Origin of the sequence: Methanomethylovorans sp., assembly GCF_041447285.1 — an archaeon.
Classification (GTDB): Archaea; Halobacteriota; Methanosarcinia; order Methanosarcinales; family Methanosarcinaceae; genus Methanomethylovorans.
The window spans coordinates 127,788-143,986 of sequence record NZ_JBGMEB010000014.1 but is presented as its reverse complement, the minus strand read 5'-3'; the positions used below and the strand labels follow the sequence as shown (position 1 = coordinate 143,986).

The following is a 16,199-nucleotide window of genomic DNA, read 5'->3' as shown; positions in this document are numbered from 1 at the left end:
TTAAGTACTTATTAGACAAAACACAATCATCCCCTTTGTGTTTTCTGTAGGAAGTAATACTCAGGGGACTTATCCTTTTTAAATTATTAGGTGAAAATAAAATCTAAAGTAGGTTTTCTACAGAGCCGATAATGCAGTAATTCATGTAGACAATATTAATGATGTGCAAATTGGAGATAATGTAAGTGTGGGACATGGATCTATGCTTCATGGATGTAAAATTGAAAACAATGTGATTATAGGAATGAATTCTGCAGTGCTAAATGGATCTGAGATTAGCAATGATTCGATAGTAGGTGCAAATGTATTGATTTCTGAAGGAAAAAAGTTTCCGGAAAAAAGCTTGATTATTGGAGTTCCAGGAAGAATAAAGAGAGAATTAGAACAAGTGGAAATTGAATCCATCGCAAAAAATGCTGCAGAATATGTAGAACTTATTAATGATTATAGTAAGATAAATAAAAAATAATAGCTGCTCAAGTGAACTAACGGTAGTGATAAGGAAATATATTTTTTGTTTTTTAACTTGTAGAAATCCGATTTGGACCGTATCACATGAAGATTTCTACGTTGATTTACTAAAGCAAATGACAATTAATTTAGAGCGACACTTATTTATCTGATTGATGGGAATTACTATTCCGGGTGTACCCTTAAGAGACATCCGAAAAAGCACTACTAAGAAGTTGTAAGAGCTGATGAGTTCTTGCGATATTGTCTGCAAAGTTCATCCAAAAGAACATATGCATTCATGTTCAAAGGAAATAAACGGTACCTGACTCAACCTTGGAAACGTTTGAATGATGTATGCAATTAGCAAGATATTTGGCTTTTCATCTTCGGTAAGCCTTAGCATAGAAGCGAAGAAATACTACGTAAGAAGCCGTAAAAAGTTAATGAGTTCTTGCGATGTTGTCTGCAAAGTTCATCCAAAAGAACATATGCATTCATGTTCAAAGGAAATAAACAATACCTGACGCAACCTTGAAACGTTTGAATGATGTATGGCAGCTAACAAGAACTTTGGCTTCCCCTTCGATTCCCAACAAACCTTAGAACAGAAACGAGATACTGAGTTCAAAAGAACTCTTTTGTAAACACACGTGTTTGAATGATATAACACTGTACTATCAGAAAGGGATAACATGAATTTGGTAAAGACCAGAACGACAAGAAGCAACTTTGAATACAATAGTTCTTTTGTAGTTTCAAGTGATGATGATGATGATGCGGACTATAAGCCTATGCTTAGTGGATTTGTGAATACTCGTTGCAATTATGATGGCTCTAAGATTGAAGGACATCTGGAAGATTAATACAAATATCAATCTATTTTGCTACTCCATCTTTAACAAATAAAGGTGGAGTTTTTTCTCCAATGGTTATGCGTATTTAAAATAAACAAAAACTTCGAATTTGAGATACTAATACTAGCGAGGCGAACAATTATGACTGGCTTTCCAATGTTACGCAAGGAACGGAAAATGAATGTAAAAGATGCAGAGAATTTTTTAGAAAAATCTGAAGTAGGACGACTGGCCATGTGTCACAATAATGAACCGTATGTCGTACCGATGCTATATTATTATGATCAAAAGAATAACGAGATACTTTTACACTGCGCTAAAAAAGGGAGAAAAATAGAAGCTATTTCTTCTAACAATTCTGTCTGTTTTGAAGTAGATGAAATGAAAAGTATTGTCTCGGCTGATGTTCCTTGCGAATTTGATCTGCTTTACAGAAGTGTGATAGCTACAGGAAAAGCATTGCTGATAAATGACCAGGAAATGAAAGCAAAGGCTCTTAATCTAATATTCGAAAAATATGCCTCTCTGAAAGGTAGCATGCCTATAGATGCTGACATGGCAAAAGGAACCCAGATCATACAAATAAGAATATCTGATATTGTTGGTAAAGAAGCTAAGGGTGCTACTATCCCTTATCCCTGAAGAAAAATAAGCTTTGATTTTATTTGATAGGATTCTTCGAATTCTTTTCACTTCCTATTAACATTTTTCTCAAGCCACATTTTTTTGTCACTATCACTTACTTGTTTAAAAATTGATTTTACCACATACATTATCTAAGAGATTATCCATTAAATTCCATACATCGATGCTATAGAATTATGCCCATTCTCTAATTATGTAATGTAGTTTATCTACTATTTAATTAAGTAATACATATTTTTATATACTAGTAACTAGTACATAGGATTCTGATAGTAGATATTTAAATATATAAGGACTACTATTAACTTTAAGAGTAAAAGCATAGAGTATTAGAGAAACCAGAGTTCAGCATTGATTGAAGTGTATTCAATGTTAATCGAACCGAAGGTTTCTCAAAAAGCTCAGGAATGTAGAAAGAATCTGATGGGTATAGTGGAAATGCTCTTCCCCCATCATCTAGGAGGATATGTAGAAAATGACAAGAAAAATTGCATTTTACGGCAAGGGTGGAATTGGTAAGTCAACGACACAGCAGAACACAGCAGCTGCAATGGCACACTTCCACGACCAAAAGGTATTCATTCATGGCTGTGACCCGAAGGCCGACTCAACCCGCCTAATTCTCGGTGGCAAGCCACAGGAAACACTCATGGATGTATTGAGGGAAGAGGGTACTGAAAAGGTCACCAATGATAAGGTCATAAAGACCGGGTTTAAGGACATTCGCTGTGTAGAGTCAGGTGGTCCAGAACCAGGAGTAGGATGTGCAGGCCGCGGAGTCATCACTGCTATCGACCTGATGGAAGCCAACGGAGCATATACTCCAGATTTGGACTTTGTGTTCTTTGATGTCCTTGGAGACGTTGTGTGTGGCGGTTTTGCAATGCCCATTCGTGATGGAAAGGCACAGGAGGTCTATATAGTTGCTTCCGGAGAAATGATGGCCATCTATGCAGCTAACAACATTTGCAGGGGCTTGCTAAAGTATGCAAAGCAAAGCGGTGTCCGTCTTGGTGGTATAATTTGCAACAGCCGAAAGGTTGACAGAGAAAGAGAATTTCTGGAAGAGTTCACTGCAGCAATTGGTACGCAGATGATACACTTCGTTCCCAGAGACAATATTGTACAAAAGGCTGAGTTCAACAAGAAGACCGTCGTTGAATATGATCCGGAAGAAAACCAGGCAAAGGAATACGGTGAACTTGCACGCAAGATCATTGAAAATAAGAATTTCGTAATTCCAAAGCCACTATCAATGGATGAACTGGAAGCAATGGTCGTAAAGTACGGTATCGCTGACTAAAATAGAGAGCCAAGGAGGAACTGTATGAAGATGATAAAAGCAATAGTACGTCCCGAAGCTGCGGATGAGGTCGCAGATCATCTTGCTGAAGAGGGATTCTATTCAATGACAAAGATCTCTGCATTTGGCCGTGGAAAGCAGAAAGGTATCACCGTAGGGACAATCCACTATGATGAATTGCCTAAGACTCTGATCATGACGGTTGTTGAAGATGATGATGTTGACAAGGTGATTGGTTTAGTCAAGGAAAAAGCTTTCACTGGAAATTTCGGAGATGGTAAGATATTTGTAACTCATGTCGAGAAGGCCTTTACAATTCGTACAGATTCTACAGGACTATAAGGGATGCTTATGAAAGAGATCATAGCGATCATCCGCCCCAAGAAGATGGGTCCAACAAAGGAAGCACTTGATAAAATAGGATTTCCAAGCTTCACTGTTGTATCAGTGCTTGGGCGTGGAAAGCAGCGTGGAATCGCCTGTGAAGTGGATGTTGATATCCGTCCGGAACTCCTGAAGCAGGGTAAATCAAGAGGGATGAAATATGTCCCAAAACGTTTACTAAGCGTAGTAGTTAAGGATTCTGATGTTGATGCCATTGTCAGAACTATAATCGATACGAATCGGACTGAGCAGATAGGAGATGGACGAATCTTTGTCTGCCCTGTTGAGAGTGCAATGAGGGTGCGTACTAACGAAATCAACGAGGACGCTATCTCATAAATGCGAAAAGGAGTTAAACAATTATGCCATATCATTTGTTCAAATGTAGTGAATGCATTCCTGAACGGAGAAAGCACGCTGTAATTAAGGGACCGGGCGAAGACCTATCAATGGCACTTCCACTGGGATATCTTAATACGATCCCGGGATCAATCTCAGAACGTGGTTGTGCTTACTGTGGAGCAAAGCACGTCATAGGAACACCCATGAAGGATGTTATACACATTAGTCATGGCCCAATAGGATGTACCTATGATACTTGGCAAACAAAGCGTTACATCAGCGATAACGACAACTTCCAGATCAAGTACACGTTCGCCACGGATATGAAGGAAAAGCATGTGGTGTTCGGTGCCGAAAAACTGCTCAAGCAGAACCTAATCGAAGCATTCAAGGCATTTCCTAACATCAAAAGGATGACCATCTATCAAACATGTGCTTCTGCGCTGATAGGGGACGATATCAACGCTATAGCTAATGAAGTTATGGAAGAACTGCCTGATGTAGATATATTTGTATGCAATTCCCCCGGGTTCGGAGGACCAAGTCAATCAGGAGGGCACCACAAGATCAACATTGCATGGATCAATCAGAAGGTCGGAACCGTTGAACCTAAGATCACCAGTGACTATGTCATAAATTATGTAGGAGAGTATAATATTCAGGGTGACCAGGAGATCATGCTTGACTTTTTCAAGAGGATGGGTATACAGGTCCTATCCACTTTTACAGGAAACGGGACATACGATGACCTCAGAGCTATGCATAAGGCACATCTGAATGTGCTGGAATGTGCACGTTCAGCTGAATACATATGCAATGAACTGAGAGTTAGGTATGGAATTCCACGTCTTGATATAGATGGATTTGGTTTCGAACCACTATCAGCATCGCTAAGGAAGATAGGGCTATTCTTTGGAATCGAAGACCGTGCAGAGGCAATCATTGCTGAAGAGGTTGCCAGATGGAAGCCGGAACTTGACTGGTATAAGGAACGTCTAAAGGGAAAGAAGGTATGCCTCTGGCCAGGTGGCTCCAAGTTATGGCATTGGGCACATGTAATCCATGATGAACTTGGAGTGGATGTAGTTTCAGTCTATACGAAATTCGGGCATCAGGGTGATATGGAAAAGGGTATTTCCCGCTGTGAAGAAGGTGCACTTGCCATTGACGATCCAAATGAGCTTGAAGGGCTTGAAGCCCTGGAAATGTTACAGCCAGATGTGATATTCACAGGCGTCCGGCCTGGAGAAGTTGCTAAGAAGGTACGTGTGCCATATTTGAATGCGCATGCATATCACAATGGTCCTTACAAGGGATTTGAAGGGTGGGTCAGGTTTGCACGTGACATTTACAATGCTATCTACTCCCCGATTCATCAGCTTTCGGCCTTGGATATAAGTAAGGATGAGATCCCAATAGATAAGGAATTTGTTACTCGCAGAATGATCTCTGATGTCGGCCTGAGTGAAGAAGTACTTTCATCGACAACTATGAGGGAGTACACAGGTAAGCTAGACATAATTTCAGATTTGCGTAAGAAGACGGCATACCCAAGCTTTGAAATGAAGTCCGCCGAAGCTCAATGAGGGGGGTAAAATTAAATGGAAGACGTTATGAAGGACAGGGTCGAGCAACTTGTGGATTTCATTATGAAAAAATGTCTCTGGCAGTTCCACTCTCGTACATGGGACAGGGAAAGACAAAATGAATGTATACTGACAAAGACGATGCAGATACTCTGTGAAGAACCAGTCGAAAAAGAGACCTCTGCCGATAGATGCTATTGGGTTGATGCTGTGTACTTGTCCGATAGCTTCATGCGCCGGTATACATGGTTGGGAACAATGGACAAAGATGAAATTAAACTGCTTATGCAGGGTGTAAAGGATCGTATAGATTACTTAACCATAAAGGGTTCGCTCAATGAAGAACTCAACGACCCACACTATTAAGGAGAGGAAATATTTTGTCTTGTGAATTAAAAGTAAAGGAACGTGCCGGTGTTATCAATCCGATATTCACATGTCAGCCCTGCGGTGCACAATATGCAAGTATAGGGATCAAGGATTGTATAGGAATCGTGCACGGGGGACAAGGATGTGTAATGTTTGTCCGCATGCTCTTTGCACAGCATTTCAAGGAAAGCTTTGAAATTGCTTCTTCCTCTGTACATGAAGATGGTGCGGTATTTGGAGCACTTAATCGCGTTGAACAAGCTGTAGATGTGTTATTGATGCGTTATCCGCATGTAAAGGTAGTTCCTATAATCTCTACCTGTTCAACAGAAGTCATTGGTGATGATATAGACGGAGTTGTCAGAAAGCTTAATCAAGGCCTGTTAAAAGAGAAGTATGCTGGCAGGGAAGTTCATCTTATTCCCATCCATACTCCAAGTTTTGTTGGTAGTATGGTAAGTGGGTATGATATCGCTGTCAGAGACTTTGTTACTGCGTTTGCAAAGAAGGGAGAACCAAATGGAAAGTTAAACCTTATCACTGGCTGGGTCAATCCGGGAGATGTAACGGCTCTTAAGCATCTTCTTTCAGAGATGCAGGTAGATACAACTGTCCTTTTTGAGATAGAAAGCTTCGATTCCCCATTGATGCCAGATAAGGCTGAATTCTCTCATGGGTGCACAACAGTTGAGGACATGGCTGGAACGGCGAATGCAGTAGGAACCATTGCTTTAAATAGGTATGAAGGTGGAAAGGCAGCACAGTATCTTGAGAGTGAGTTTGATGTGCCGGCGATCATTGGTCCTACACCTATAGGTATCCGTAACACGGATACCTTTTTACAGAACGTGAAGAAGCTCACAGGCAAGCCAATACCAGAATCTCTTGTTCGTGAAAGAGGAATTGCTATCGATGCTTTGGCAGACCTCACACACATGTTCTTTGCTGACAAGAAAGTAGCAATATATGGAAATGCGGACCTTGTGATCAGTCTTGCAGAGTTCTGTCTTGATCTTGAGATGAAGCCCATGCTCTTGCTTCTTGGTGATGATAATCCAAATTATCAGAATGACTCTAGGATCAAGGTGCTTAAGGAGAATGTCGACTATGACATGGAGATAGTTACAAATGCAGATCTGTGGGAACTTGAAGACAGGATCAAGAACAGAGGCCTTGAGCTTGACCTGATCTTGGGCCATTCTAAGGGAAGGTTCACTTCCATAGATAACAATGTTCCTATGCTTCGCGTAGGGTTCCCGGTCTATGATCGTGCAGGATATTACCGCCATCCTGTAGTAGGGTATGCAGGTGCCATATGGCTAGCTGAATCAATGGCTAATACAATATTTGCGGATATGGAGTATAAGAAGAGCAGAGAATGGATCCTAAATGTTTGGTAAGACCTGACTTTTGATGAACTTTGTACCCTGGTTACAAACCATCAAAGTTGTAGATAGAATTCTTTTGGTTCTGTTGGTGTCCTAATCTCATTGGATACTGGCAGGATCAAATTGAGGGAGGGAATAAAATGCGAATAGAATTCATTGATAGGAAATCTAAATATGAGGAATTTGAAGAGGATTACCGGGATGCAAAAGCTTATCATCGTAGAGCTAAGCAGTTTTTAGAAGAAGGTTGTCGTTTTAGTGTGGTATTTAATGTAGCTTCTGTTGCACTAGAAAGATATCTGGTAGCTTTATGTTATTTACATGATGTTGAACCGTTAAACCATAATTATACTTGTCTGATGGACTCTGTGGAAGATATTGTTGAAGTACTAGTAGAGTTAAACAAGGAAATTCGATCATTGGATTTAATATTCGGTATTTGTTCCATCGAAAATTATTATCATGGTCTTCCAGAACCATCTGATGCAGATAGGGTGCTGAGAATGTGCGATACGGTTTCCGGTTTATTCGATGAAACTAAAATTTCAGATGTAAGAATATTGCACATGAAAAACCAGGAGGAGTTAGATATTAACTAAACATTATTTACTATATTTTGATACATGTATTTGTTTTAAGATTCAATACTATTTATTGTTTAAGGAGTATAGTACTATTTAATTATGAATCATTACATAATAAGAGTATAATTCTAAATCTGACACTTAATCAAGAGTTTTTTTAAGTTATAAATTGCTATTAGGAACTATTTCGAGTATTGATGCTTTATATTTGATATTTATTTATTCTATTTACTATAGGCACTTAATTTTGGATTAAATGTTCATTTATTCTTGTTTGAATTTCGGTTTAACATCTGTTTATATCAATACCTAAGCATAATTGCAATAGTAGGAAGTTATAATAGTTTAGTTAAAAATAGTTACCATAATCGAATATAAAACAAAAGAAAACAGTGAATTAATCAATACCAGAACCTTTAAAAGAAGGAAAAGAGAAAATACCGGTCAGGTAGAAAGGTATTTCATATTCATCTGTTTTTCACAAGGAATGAAACGAAATCAGGACTAAGCCTGGTTTCTCTTACCAGTTTTTCAATAACATCATCTTCTGGCATACCATTCTTGAGGTACTGATCTATACGATCATAAATACCCTGGGAAACCTCAGAGTATTCGTTAATATCCTTGCGGTGTCCCCATACATCTCCCTCCAACAATTCAATACCTTTCATTTTAAGGTACATCATTACAGAGTTAGATATGGTCCTCTTATAAGAGGCTGGAATATGAAGTGCTTTTACATCCGGGCATTTCATTATAAGCGACAAGATGTCTGTGTTGGATGGTCTGAATGCAAGATGAACTATCTCTTCATTTGGACTTAACGTGTTAATTTCATCCTTAGAACTGACAACCCTAATTTTCATGTATATTATACTCCTTTTACACAATGTCTGAAATATATCATATTCTCCTTTGAGAATATCATAGCTGCAACACAAAATATTTTGCCATCCTTTTCCTTTGTACACACATATTCTATATATAGTTTTTTGAATATATTCTAAATAAGTAGTATACTGATTATATTACTTCTGATATAATTAAAAGTGTAAACTATAATGAGTTCTCTATTTACTCAAAAAAACAAGATTTAGACATTTTTGCTAAATCTCAAACTCAAAATAGTATCAGGAAAATGGACTATTTTTCATAAAAGCATCCCGATAGCAAAAAAGCATTAATACTAAGAAGAAATAAGATACATTAGGCATGCAAGATTACGGAACGAAGGATCAGATCTACACTTTGCAAAACAATACGATTAAGCTTTTGCTATCTGCTCAAAAAGAGGCACGGGAAAAGCTTGACCAGATCTGCCAGGGCATAAAAGGTGAGATTCCTGTAAGCCAGAGACAATCGTTGTTCTTGTTCCCATTTGCAGATACAGTTAACCTTTCCGATTCCATCGATATAATGATAGATCGTTTCATTAACCAAATTATTCTACTTGAGAGTAAGGAAAATCCGGCTTTACCTGTGGATTTGAAGGATGTATTCAATTTTGCTAAAAAATTACCCGTATATGATGCTTTCCAGGTTGCAGAATATGTTCTGAACACATACTTGCAAAACAATAACAATGCCATGAAGCGCATAAAAGCAGATTGTCAAAAACTCATTCCTTTAAATGGAAGCAGATATTCTTCTGATAGAATAGAAGTTAAGAATGATACAGTAATTAATCTTAAAGCATCAGGAAACCTGCAGGATTCAACAAAATGTGTTGAAAGCCTGCTCAAGATGGTGGATGTGGTTATTCATTCTATAGAACCACTTAAAGCCCAACGTATCCGGATAAATCCGGGAGAATCTTATCTGACCGATGATATCAGGCTCTATTTCTTCAAAAACCGCAAGATAAGACTAGTATTCAAAAATCCGGAATACACCAGGAAGTTTATTACTGTCCTTCAGGGTGCAGATTTCCCGGAAAACAATGTTCATATTTCAGAAAGACAACAACTTTCCATTGCCAGTTATTCTTCTGTTATGTAAAGATTTCTAGCTAATAAAAGGTCTACTCAAGATAAGACCAAAACATGTATTATCTATTTTAAATAACTATAATTGATGCCTATGTCAGAAGATTCTCTTAAAAATAGCAGGAAAGAATGGATTGAAAACATAAAAAAAGAAAAAGGTATAGTACGTAATCCTACTGAAGACCATGATATAGGTCTGAAAACTCTTCAGAATCCTGTTAGAAGGAAGATTTTATCTTTTCTCGCTGAGTCTGATAAGGCTATTGAAGATATTCAAAACAGCTTCAAACTCGATAGAATGCAATCTAAATTCCATCTTGACATGCTGGAGAATGCGCTATATATCGAAAAAATAGACTCAAATGGGAATGATACTTATCGCATTTCACCCAGGGGTGAAGCTTATCTGGAAAATGTTAAAAGCGGTAATGGTAGTAAACATACATAATTCAAAAAGATAAAAGGGTAGAATAAAGTTCTTAGTTTGGTTTATTTCATAATGCTTGTTTTTAGAATGAGCCTGTTTCAAAACTTCCCTCACACCTTTTTCCAGCATAGAATGAAACATGCGATATCTAATAGTCCTTTGAAAACCACATTAAGCCTTTCATATCTACTTGCTAATTTTCTAAACCCCATCTTCAACCATGCAAAAAATCGTTCTATAGTTCCTCTTTTCGAATAAGAATCTGGATCAAATCTAGTGGGCCTTCCTTTTTTTCTTCTTTTACTATTCCTAGTATTGATTGGTATACTGCTTTTGATAGCTCTGGATCTTAAATACTGCCTTATATCAGTATTATCATAAGCTGAGTCTGCTAATACCTCAAGAGGTCTAGTTTTTGGTTTAGTTGTTGCATTGATCTTAATAAGTTCCATTACTTGAATGAAAGCCTTGCTATCATATTCATTTCCAGGGGAAATGATGATCGTAAGAGGGAATCCATCACAACTTACACAAGCATGGATCTTTACACCTTTTCTTTTTTTATGACCGTTGTAATAGGAGTCTTCTCCCCTTTTTTTGTTTCAATGAAACTGCTATCAATACACACAGTATCTATTGAAAACTTACCTTTATGATAAGCGGAATCTCGAAGAGATTCCATTATCTTATTCCATATTCCTGCTTCTGACCACCTTTTCAATCTTCGCCAAGCTGTTATTCCAGAACCATAAGAAGGCGGTAGATCCCTCCATCTACAACCTGTTATCAGGACATAGAGAATACCATTGATGACCTTACGGTCATCAACTCTCTTTCTTCCTGTTATCGGTTGTGGAGGCAGGAATGTTTTAATAAACTTCCATTGTTCATCAGAGAGTTCTTTAAAACCCATTCAAATCCCATACTAATATTGTAAAAAGGGGTATTTATACTTATGAAACCAGCTCTAGTTCTTGCACGTACTTCTACACTGCGTGGTGATGCTGGTACAGGCATGTAGTATGACGAAAAAAAAGACCGTATCTTATTGACATGGCATCTGATACTGGTTGATGCATACGCACTTTTCCTCGTATTTGTCAATTCTTCCAGATGCCACCTGAAGTTCTCAATCATCTTAAAATGGGTCATCATATGTGGCCGTACTCCATTATCATATTCATGTTGTGCAATCTCCAGAATCTTGGAAGGAGATAAACCTGTAAACTCTTTGAACAATACAAATGCAGAAATATATCCGTTCGTGGTGTTTTCTGATTTGAGTCCACGCATGCAGAATAATTCTCGAAGGACAGGATCATTTTTTATTTCATTGAACTTCATTTTATCGATTTTCCCAAGATTGAGAACATCGGGTATAAACCAGAATTTTTTAGAAAAATAGCTTGAATTTTATTTGTTTTCCCAGCTTATCCTAACTCGTGTTGAATTTCCCCTCTCGACCAGCTGGTCATTTTCCTGCACAAGAATATCCTTGAAATAATTACGAAGAATATTTTCTTGTTCTTGTGTTTCTATCACATAGCGATCTCTGTAAAAATCCATGGCTTCATCCATGGAAGAGAAATAATTGGTGTAGTCCATGGAAAAGACATGCATTTCAGGATATATTCCCATATTGTACAGTACATTGTACAGCACATCACATTTGGGACCAGGAACATAATTAGTTCCATAGAGAACAGGCCATAGCGTAATTGAGTGCTTTTCCCAGGGAGTTGGCCCTGCGAACCAGTAGATATATACATATTTCGAAGAAGCCTGCTGCATTTTCTGGATCGATTCTTTTATATCTGGCATTCCCAGTGAGAATGAGGCGATGACCACATCATACGGTGCATCAAGATCATTTTCAACATCCACATCCTCCCAGCGCTTGCTCACGCAACTGATATTGTCTATTCCCTGTTGTTTCGCATTTTCCTTCAAAATTTCCATCATTCCGGCTGCGGGCTCCACAGCAGTTACATGGGACACTTTTTTTGCAATAGGAATAGCAAGCCTTCCGGGACCTGATCCTATATCCAATACTCTTGATTCCGGGGTGAGGGGCAGTTCATTGAGAGTTGAATCGGTTTTTTCAGAATTTTCCTGAGTTCTTTTCCAAAAACGTTCTGCATTTTCCTTTTTATTCCAGTGGCTGTTCTTATCACCTGTTTTGTCGAGCCTTTGCTGAGTGGTCATGAGCTCTTTCCAAATATCATTCCAGTCAATATCTACGTATATCATCTATGAATCCCCGCTGATGTAAATTAAATAATTTAAAAGCACTTTTGATATTTATGGAAGAGCACTATCTTGAGTAATCTTTTGAATTTTCAGGTAGAAAATGAGCATCGAATATTTTAGGTGGCACAAATACTTAAGAATTCGATAGGTATTTATCTAAAAGTTCCCAAAATATGATTATATTCTCTTTTCTAAAAGAGATAATGGGAGTGTAATATTAATGGCAGCTATTATTGATAGGAATCTGTGTACAGGATGCGGACAATGTGTTGATATCTGTCCAGTGGAAGCGATTTCACTGGGTGATGATAATATTGCAGTTGTTGATCCGGAATTATGCGTAGATTGTGGTCAATGTATAGACGAATGTCCTGTTGAAGCGATATCACTTGACTGAGATTGCTTGAATTTTGTTTTTTTTATTTTAGGAGGTTTGCAGATAAAATGCTATCCTAGGTAGCAGTAGGGTGCGTTCATTGAAAAAAGGAGATTATGAACCTAGCTGTAAAACTGAAGGAGCAATTAAATGGCAAAAGAGAAAAAATATGAGAGTGAACTTCTCATAACGCGTATCTTCAGTGCACCGCGGGAACTTGTATGGAAAGCATGGACTGAACCTGAACGTGTGATGCGCTGGTGGGGACCAAAATATTTCACTTCTCCAATATGCAAGATAGATTTTCGTGTAGGCGGTTCCTATCATTTCTGCATGCAATCACCTGAAGGTGAGGACTTCTGGAGTACTGGTGTGTATCTTGAGATAATTCCGCTGGAGAAAATAGTGTGTACTGATTCTTTTGCCGATGAGAATGGTAATGTGGTCCCTGCAACATATTATGATATGGAAGAAGATTTTCCATTAGAATTAGAGCTGACTATAACTTTTGAAGATCACAATGGTAATACAAAAATGGTACTCCAACATATAGGTATTCCTGAAGGTATTACGCAGGAATTGACCAAACAGGGCTGGAATGAATCTTTTGACAAGCTTGCTGAGATTCTGGAATAAGTGAAATTGATAGAAGTGATAAATACATGCACAAATCCATTTCAAAAGATATTATAGATAAGAGTACAAAGCCGGATTCTGTGGATGCTTACCTTTCTAACGCTCCGGAAGAAGCACGTGCCACGCTTATAAAGCTTCGTAAAATGATTCTGGCAGCAGCACCAAATGCAACTGAGGGCATTAGTTATCAAATACCAACTTTCAAGTACAAAGGTCCACTAGTAGCCTTCGCGGCATTCCCGGCTCATTGCAGTTTCTATGTCATGAGCCCGGCTGTAATGAACATGTATAAGGATGAACTGAAGTCATACGACACTGCCAAGGGTACTATCCGCTTTCCGGCCAATAAACCACTTCCAGCAGCGCTTGTAAAAAAACTAGTAAAGGCACGGATAGAGGAAAATGAAAAAGCGAAAGGAACCCAAGAAAGTATTTAATAAAAAATCGGGAAAGCATGTGTTCAAAGCACATTGAGTTCTTTCCCGACAGTTGAATTTATAGTTGAATACTTGTTTCTGTTCAGCTGTTCAAATTAAGGGTGAGAAGGCTACCATCGTCTTCTGCTACATATACATAGTTTCCTGCTACAGCAATATCGGACACACTACTATTAATTTCATAACTGCCTGTAAGTATTGGTGCTTCAGGATCAGTGATATCCAGAATTATGATGCCATTGGAAACAACTAAACATACATAGTTACCTGATACTGCAACATCGTATGCCTGACCACCGGTTTCATAGACATAAACTCCTGCAAACATCGGTGAAGATGGGTTACTGATATCTACAATTTCGAGGCTGTTAGACTCATCGCAGATCATGTAGGCATAATTGCCTGATACATAAACATCATTGTTGTATTCAGGGACAGCATAATTTCCTACAACTATTGGTGAGTTTGGATCTCTGATGTCTATTATCATAAGTCCGTTCCAGACTGTCACATAGGCATATTTCCCAGATAGTTCAATACCATATGCCAGATCGTTTAAGTTCAAAGTGCTGACATAAATTGGCGAGTTTGGATTGCTTATATCCTCGATTATAAGGCCATTGTAGTGATCGACTGCATATGCATACTTGCCTGCTGCGTCAATATCAACTATGAGACCAGATGGCTCATAGTTTCCTTCAATTATTGGTGAAGATGGATCAGTGATGTTCACAACTGAAAGGCTATTAGTTGCATTGACCACGTATGCATGATCGCCAGATATTATAACATCATGAGCTTCCCATGGAGTAGCCAGCCTTGCTATTTCTGATGCATCGGAAACATTGCTACCACCCAGCACAACAAGATCATGTCCCTGTGTTATATATGTATAGTTCTCTGTCATTGTTAAACTGGAGACATTCTCCTCAAAAGGAGTGACTTTTTCCATATTGAGGACACTAGCCAGACTAATCCCCGATGTTACCATAAAGAACATTAATATTCCAATATACATTGATTTGATTTGCATTTTTGACACCGTTTTTCTTATATGGAGTATTGTCTCCTTTGGAATATATTAACATTGCTAATATATAGAAGATGTTAATACTCATAATGATGAGCGCTTCTCTTTGAGAGATTGAAGTCTTTTCAAATTAATATTTAGCAGATTCACAATCTTTTAACATAATAATATAAATTTAGTTGATCATGTTTCCATTATACCCTTCCTTAAATAGTATGGAATTCAAACATTATTATTGAAGGGGGAGAGAAGTATAGCAAATAAGGATATGAAAGTGCCTGAGAATGTTCCAGGTCCATATTATGTCGATGAAGAATGTATAGCATGTGAATTATGTGTGGACACAGCTCCGGATCATTTCAGAATGGCTGAGCATAGACCACAGGCTTATGTTTTCAAGCAGCCGGAAACCGATGAGGAAAAGGATTTTTGTGAAGATGCAATGGGCGCATGCCCGGTTGATGCTATAGGGAATGATGGATAATCAGGGTTTGACAGTTTCTTAAAAACTTCGTTTTTAGATTTTCATTCAGAATTCATTATATAAAGTGATTTAGACACATAAGTTAAGCACTGTTGTATCTCCACCACAAAGAGGTATCTGTTTCTTTATATACTTTCATTCCATTTTTTTCCAGAACCTTATGGGAAGCAATGTTGGACTTTTCTGTCTCGGCTATTATATATAGAACTTCATCCTGTTTCATAGCCCACTGGATAATAGCTTTTACAGCTTCAGTCATGTAACCTTTATTCTGATAATCAGGCTCGGTTCCATACCCGATCTCTACTTCGCCATCGATATTAGGACGGCCTTTGAAGCATATGCCTCCAACAGCACAATTGTTAGTTTTTGATATGATCTGCCAGACCGTATACCATACATAATTTTTATTGTCTGCCGTAGCTTGTTCATAAGCAGATTGAAACACACTTTTCAGTTCATCCGGGAGTGCTTCAACTGTAACTTGAATGCCAATGTTTCTCTGCATGTTTCCATGTTCGTTAATATATAATTTGAAGTTCGTTAGGTCCAAACAGAGTATTCTCAATCTATCGGTATTAAGTTCTAACATCACACACCACCATAAAACTCCATCATGCGGATTATTTCTAAAGTGAAATTATTGAATAAGCAGCTATATGCCTG

At 38.1% G+C, this 16,199-nt stretch carries 22 protein-coding genes; 16 read left to right on the top strand and 6 right to left on the bottom strand.

The window, feature by feature from the left end:
- The first annotated feature begins 163 nt into the window (after positions 1 to 163).
- From ACC612_RS09175 to ACC612_RS09130, 10 genes are all read left to right on the top strand, one after another.
- Positions 164 to 469: a gamma carbonic anhydrase family protein gene (locus ACC612_RS09175; protein ID WP_371854224.1), complete on the top strand. Its 306-nt coding sequence runs from the start codon at positions 164 to 166 to the stop codon at positions 467 to 469.
- A 676-nt stretch (positions 470 to 1,145) separates the two neighbouring features.
- Entirely contained in the window at positions 1,146 to 1,316 is a 171-nt protein-coding gene (locus ACC612_RS09170) for a hypothetical protein (RefSeq protein WP_371854223.1), read from the top strand.
- 132 nt (positions 1,317 to 1,448) lie between these two features.
- On the top strand, positions 1,449 to 1,949 hold the full coding sequence (locus ACC612_RS09165; RefSeq protein WP_371854222.1) for a pyridoxamine 5'-phosphate oxidase family protein: 501 nt from the start codon (positions 1,449 to 1,451) through the stop codon (positions 1,947 to 1,949).
- A gap of 478 nt (positions 1,950 to 2,427) precedes the next feature.
- On the top strand, positions 2,428 to 3,255 hold the full coding sequence (gene nifH, locus ACC612_RS09160; RefSeq protein WP_371854221.1) for a nitrogenase iron protein: 828 nt from the start codon (positions 2,428 to 2,430) through the stop codon (positions 3,253 to 3,255).
- A 24-nt stretch (positions 3,256 to 3,279) separates the two neighbouring features.
- On the top strand, positions 3,280 to 3,597 hold the full coding sequence (locus ACC612_RS09155) for a P-II family nitrogen regulator (protein WP_371854220.1): 318 nt from the start codon (positions 3,280 to 3,282) through the stop codon (positions 3,595 to 3,597).
- Positions 3,598 to 3,606: 9 nt separating this feature from the next.
- The gene (locus ACC612_RS09150) at positions 3,607 to 3,978 is read left to right on the top strand and encodes a P-II family nitrogen regulator (RefSeq protein ID WP_371854219.1); all 372 of its coding nucleotides are present in this window, start codon (positions 3,607 to 3,609) and stop codon (positions 3,976 to 3,978) included.
- 23 nt (positions 3,979 to 4,001) lie between these two features.
- Complete coding sequence (gene anfD, locus ACC612_RS09145; protein ID WP_371854218.1) at positions 4,002 to 5,567, top strand: nitrogenase iron-iron protein, alpha chain; 1,566 nt, start codon at positions 4,002 to 4,004, stop codon at positions 5,565 to 5,567.
- A 15-nt stretch (positions 5,568 to 5,582) separates the two neighbouring features.
- Entirely contained in the window at positions 5,583 to 5,933 is a 351-nt protein-coding gene (gene anfG, locus ACC612_RS09140; protein ID WP_371854217.1) for a Fe-only nitrogenase subunit delta, read from the top strand.
- Positions 5,934 to 5,947: 14 nt separating this feature from the next.
- Positions 5,948 to 7,336: a Fe-only nitrogenase subunit beta gene (anfK, locus tag ACC612_RS09135; RefSeq protein WP_371854216.1), complete on the top strand. Its 1,389-nt coding sequence runs from the start codon at positions 5,948 to 5,950 to the stop codon at positions 7,334 to 7,336.
- A gap of 128 nt (positions 7,337 to 7,464) precedes the next feature.
- Positions 7,465 to 7,923, top strand: coding sequence for a hypothetical protein (locus tag ACC612_RS09130; protein ID WP_371854215.1), 459 nt, complete (start codon positions 7,465 to 7,467; stop codon positions 7,921 to 7,923).
- 452 nt (positions 7,924 to 8,375) lie between these two features.
- Here the strand turns inward: ACC612_RS09130 and ACC612_RS09125 are convergent, their stop codons facing one another.
- The gene (locus tag ACC612_RS09125; protein WP_371854214.1) at positions 8,376 to 8,774 is read right to left on the bottom strand and encodes a DUF1699 family protein; all 399 of its coding nucleotides are present in this window, start codon (positions 8,772 to 8,774) and stop codon (positions 8,376 to 8,378) included.
- A 346-nt stretch (positions 8,775 to 9,120) separates the two neighbouring features.
- On the opposite strand from ACC612_RS09125, the gene ACC612_RS09120 reads away from it, so the two are divergent.
- Positions 9,121 to 9,906 (top strand): hypothetical protein, encoded by a 786-nt coding sequence (locus ACC612_RS09120; RefSeq protein ID WP_371854213.1) that lies wholly within the window; start codon positions 9,121 to 9,123, stop codon positions 9,904 to 9,906.
- Positions 9,907 to 9,987: 81 nt separating this feature from the next.
- Entirely contained in the window at positions 9,988 to 10,341 is a 354-nt protein-coding gene (locus tag ACC612_RS09115; RefSeq protein WP_371854212.1) for a winged helix-turn-helix domain-containing protein, read from the top strand.
- A gap of 89 nt (positions 10,342 to 10,430) precedes the next feature.
- Here ACC612_RS09115 and ACC612_RS09110 read toward each other — a convergent pair whose 3' ends face one another.
- From ACC612_RS09110 to ACC612_RS09100, 3 genes are all read right to left on the bottom strand, one after another.
- Positions 10,431 to 10,862: a transposase gene (locus tag ACC612_RS09110; protein WP_371854231.1), complete on the bottom strand. Its 432-nt coding sequence runs from the start codon at positions 10,860 to 10,862 to the stop codon at positions 10,431 to 10,433.
- A 2-nt stretch (positions 10,863 to 10,864) separates the two neighbouring features.
- Complete coding sequence (locus ACC612_RS09105; RefSeq protein ID WP_371854211.1) at positions 10,865 to 11,233, bottom strand: IS5 family transposase; 369 nt, start codon at positions 11,231 to 11,233, stop codon at positions 10,865 to 10,867.
- 500 nt (positions 11,234 to 11,733) lie between these two features.
- Complete coding sequence (locus ACC612_RS09100; RefSeq protein WP_371854210.1) at positions 11,734 to 12,570, bottom strand: class I SAM-dependent methyltransferase; 837 nt, start codon at positions 12,568 to 12,570, stop codon at positions 11,734 to 11,736.
- A gap of 220 nt (positions 12,571 to 12,790) precedes the next feature.
- On the opposite strand from ACC612_RS09100, the gene ACC612_RS09095 reads away from it, so the two are divergent.
- The 3 genes from ACC612_RS09095 (at position 12,791) to ACC612_RS09085 (ending at position 14,019) form a co-directional block, all read left to right on the top strand.
- On the top strand, positions 12,791 to 12,967 hold the full coding sequence (locus ACC612_RS09095; protein WP_371854209.1) for a DUF362 domain-containing protein: 177 nt from the start codon (positions 12,791 to 12,793) through the stop codon (positions 12,965 to 12,967).
- 129 nt (positions 12,968 to 13,096) lie between these two features.
- Positions 13,097 to 13,582 (top strand): SRPBCC domain-containing protein, encoded by a 486-nt coding sequence (locus ACC612_RS09090; RefSeq protein ID WP_371854208.1) that lies wholly within the window; start codon positions 13,097 to 13,099, stop codon positions 13,580 to 13,582.
- Between the two features lie 26 nt (positions 13,583 to 13,608).
- Positions 13,609 to 14,019: an iron chaperone gene (locus ACC612_RS09085; RefSeq protein ID WP_371854207.1), complete on the top strand. Its 411-nt coding sequence runs from the start codon at positions 13,609 to 13,611 to the stop codon at positions 14,017 to 14,019.
- A gap of 82 nt (positions 14,020 to 14,101) precedes the next feature.
- Here ACC612_RS09085 and ACC612_RS09080 read toward each other — a convergent pair whose 3' ends face one another.
- Positions 14,102 to 15,052, bottom strand: coding sequence for an LVIVD repeat-containing protein (locus tag ACC612_RS09080; RefSeq protein ID WP_371854206.1), 951 nt, complete (start codon positions 15,050 to 15,052; stop codon positions 14,102 to 14,104).
- 250 nt (positions 15,053 to 15,302) lie between these two features.
- Here ACC612_RS09080 and ACC612_RS09075 point away from each other — a divergent pair, with 250 nt between their 5' ends.
- Positions 15,303 to 15,533 (top strand): ferredoxin, encoded by a 231-nt coding sequence (locus tag ACC612_RS09075; protein WP_371854230.1) that lies wholly within the window; start codon positions 15,303 to 15,305, stop codon positions 15,531 to 15,533.
- Positions 15,534 to 15,615: 82 nt separating this feature from the next.
- On the opposite strand, the gene ACC612_RS09070 is transcribed toward ACC612_RS09075, so the two are convergent.
- On the bottom strand, positions 15,616 to 16,125 hold the full coding sequence (locus ACC612_RS09070) for a GNAT family N-acetyltransferase (RefSeq protein ID WP_371854205.1): 510 nt from the start codon (positions 16,123 to 16,125) through the stop codon (positions 15,616 to 15,618).
- Positions 16,126 to 16,199 lie beyond the last annotated feature (74 nt).

Coding starts and splice junctions, on each gene's coding strand:
- ACC612_RS09170 (WP_371854223.1), top strand. CDS start 1,146: ATGAATTTGGTAAAGACCAGAACGACAAGAAGCAACTTTGAATACAAT.
- ACC612_RS09165 (WP_371854222.1), top strand. CDS start 1,449: ATGACTGGCTTTCCAATGTTACGCAAGGAACGGAAAATGAATGTAAAA.
- nifH (WP_371854221.1), top strand. CDS start 2,428: ATGACAAGAAAAATTGCATTTTACGGCAAGGGTGGAATTGGTAAGTCA.
- ACC612_RS09155 (WP_371854220.1), top strand. CDS start 3,280: ATGAAGATGATAAAAGCAATAGTACGTCCCGAAGCTGCGGATGAGGTC.
- ACC612_RS09150 (WP_371854219.1), top strand. CDS start 3,607: ATGAAAGAGATCATAGCGATCATCCGCCCCAAGAAGATGGGTCCAACA.
- anfD (WP_371854218.1), top strand. CDS start 4,002: ATGCCATATCATTTGTTCAAATGTAGTGAATGCATTCCTGAACGGAGA.
- anfG (WP_371854217.1), top strand. CDS start 5,583: ATGGAAGACGTTATGAAGGACAGGGTCGAGCAACTTGTGGATTTCATT.
- ACC612_RS09130 (WP_371854215.1), top strand. CDS start 7,465: ATGCGAATAGAATTCATTGATAGGAAATCTAAATATGAGGAATTTGAA.
- ACC612_RS09125 (WP_371854214.1), bottom strand. CDS start 8,774: ATGAAAATTAGGGTTGTCAGTTCTAAGGATGAAATTAACACGTTAAGT.
- ACC612_RS09120 (WP_371854213.1), top strand. CDS start 9,121: ATGCAAGATTACGGAACGAAGGATCAGATCTACACTTTGCAAAACAAT.
- ACC612_RS09115 (WP_371854212.1), top strand. CDS start 9,988: ATGTCAGAAGATTCTCTTAAAAATAGCAGGAAAGAATGGATTGAAAAC.
- ACC612_RS09105 (WP_371854211.1), bottom strand. CDS start 11,233: ATGGGTTTTAAAGAACTCTCTGATGAACAATGGAAGTTTATTAAAACA.
- ACC612_RS09100 (WP_371854210.1), bottom strand. CDS start 12,570: ATGATATACGTAGATATTGACTGGAATGATATTTGGAAAGAGCTCATG.
- ACC612_RS09095 (WP_371854209.1), top strand. CDS start 12,791: ATGGCAGCTATTATTGATAGGAATCTGTGTACAGGATGCGGACAATGT.
- ACC612_RS09090 (WP_371854208.1), top strand. CDS start 13,097: ATGGCAAAAGAGAAAAAATATGAGAGTGAACTTCTCATAACGCGTATC.
- ACC612_RS09085 (WP_371854207.1), top strand. CDS start 13,609: ATGCACAAATCCATTTCAAAAGATATTATAGATAAGAGTACAAAGCCG.
- ACC612_RS09080 (WP_371854206.1), bottom strand. CDS start 15,052: ATGCAAATCAAATCAATGTATATTGGAATATTAATGTTCTTTATGGTA.
- ACC612_RS09070 (WP_371854205.1), bottom strand. CDS start 16,125: ATGTTAGAACTTAATACCGATAGATTGAGAATACTCTGTTTGGACCTA.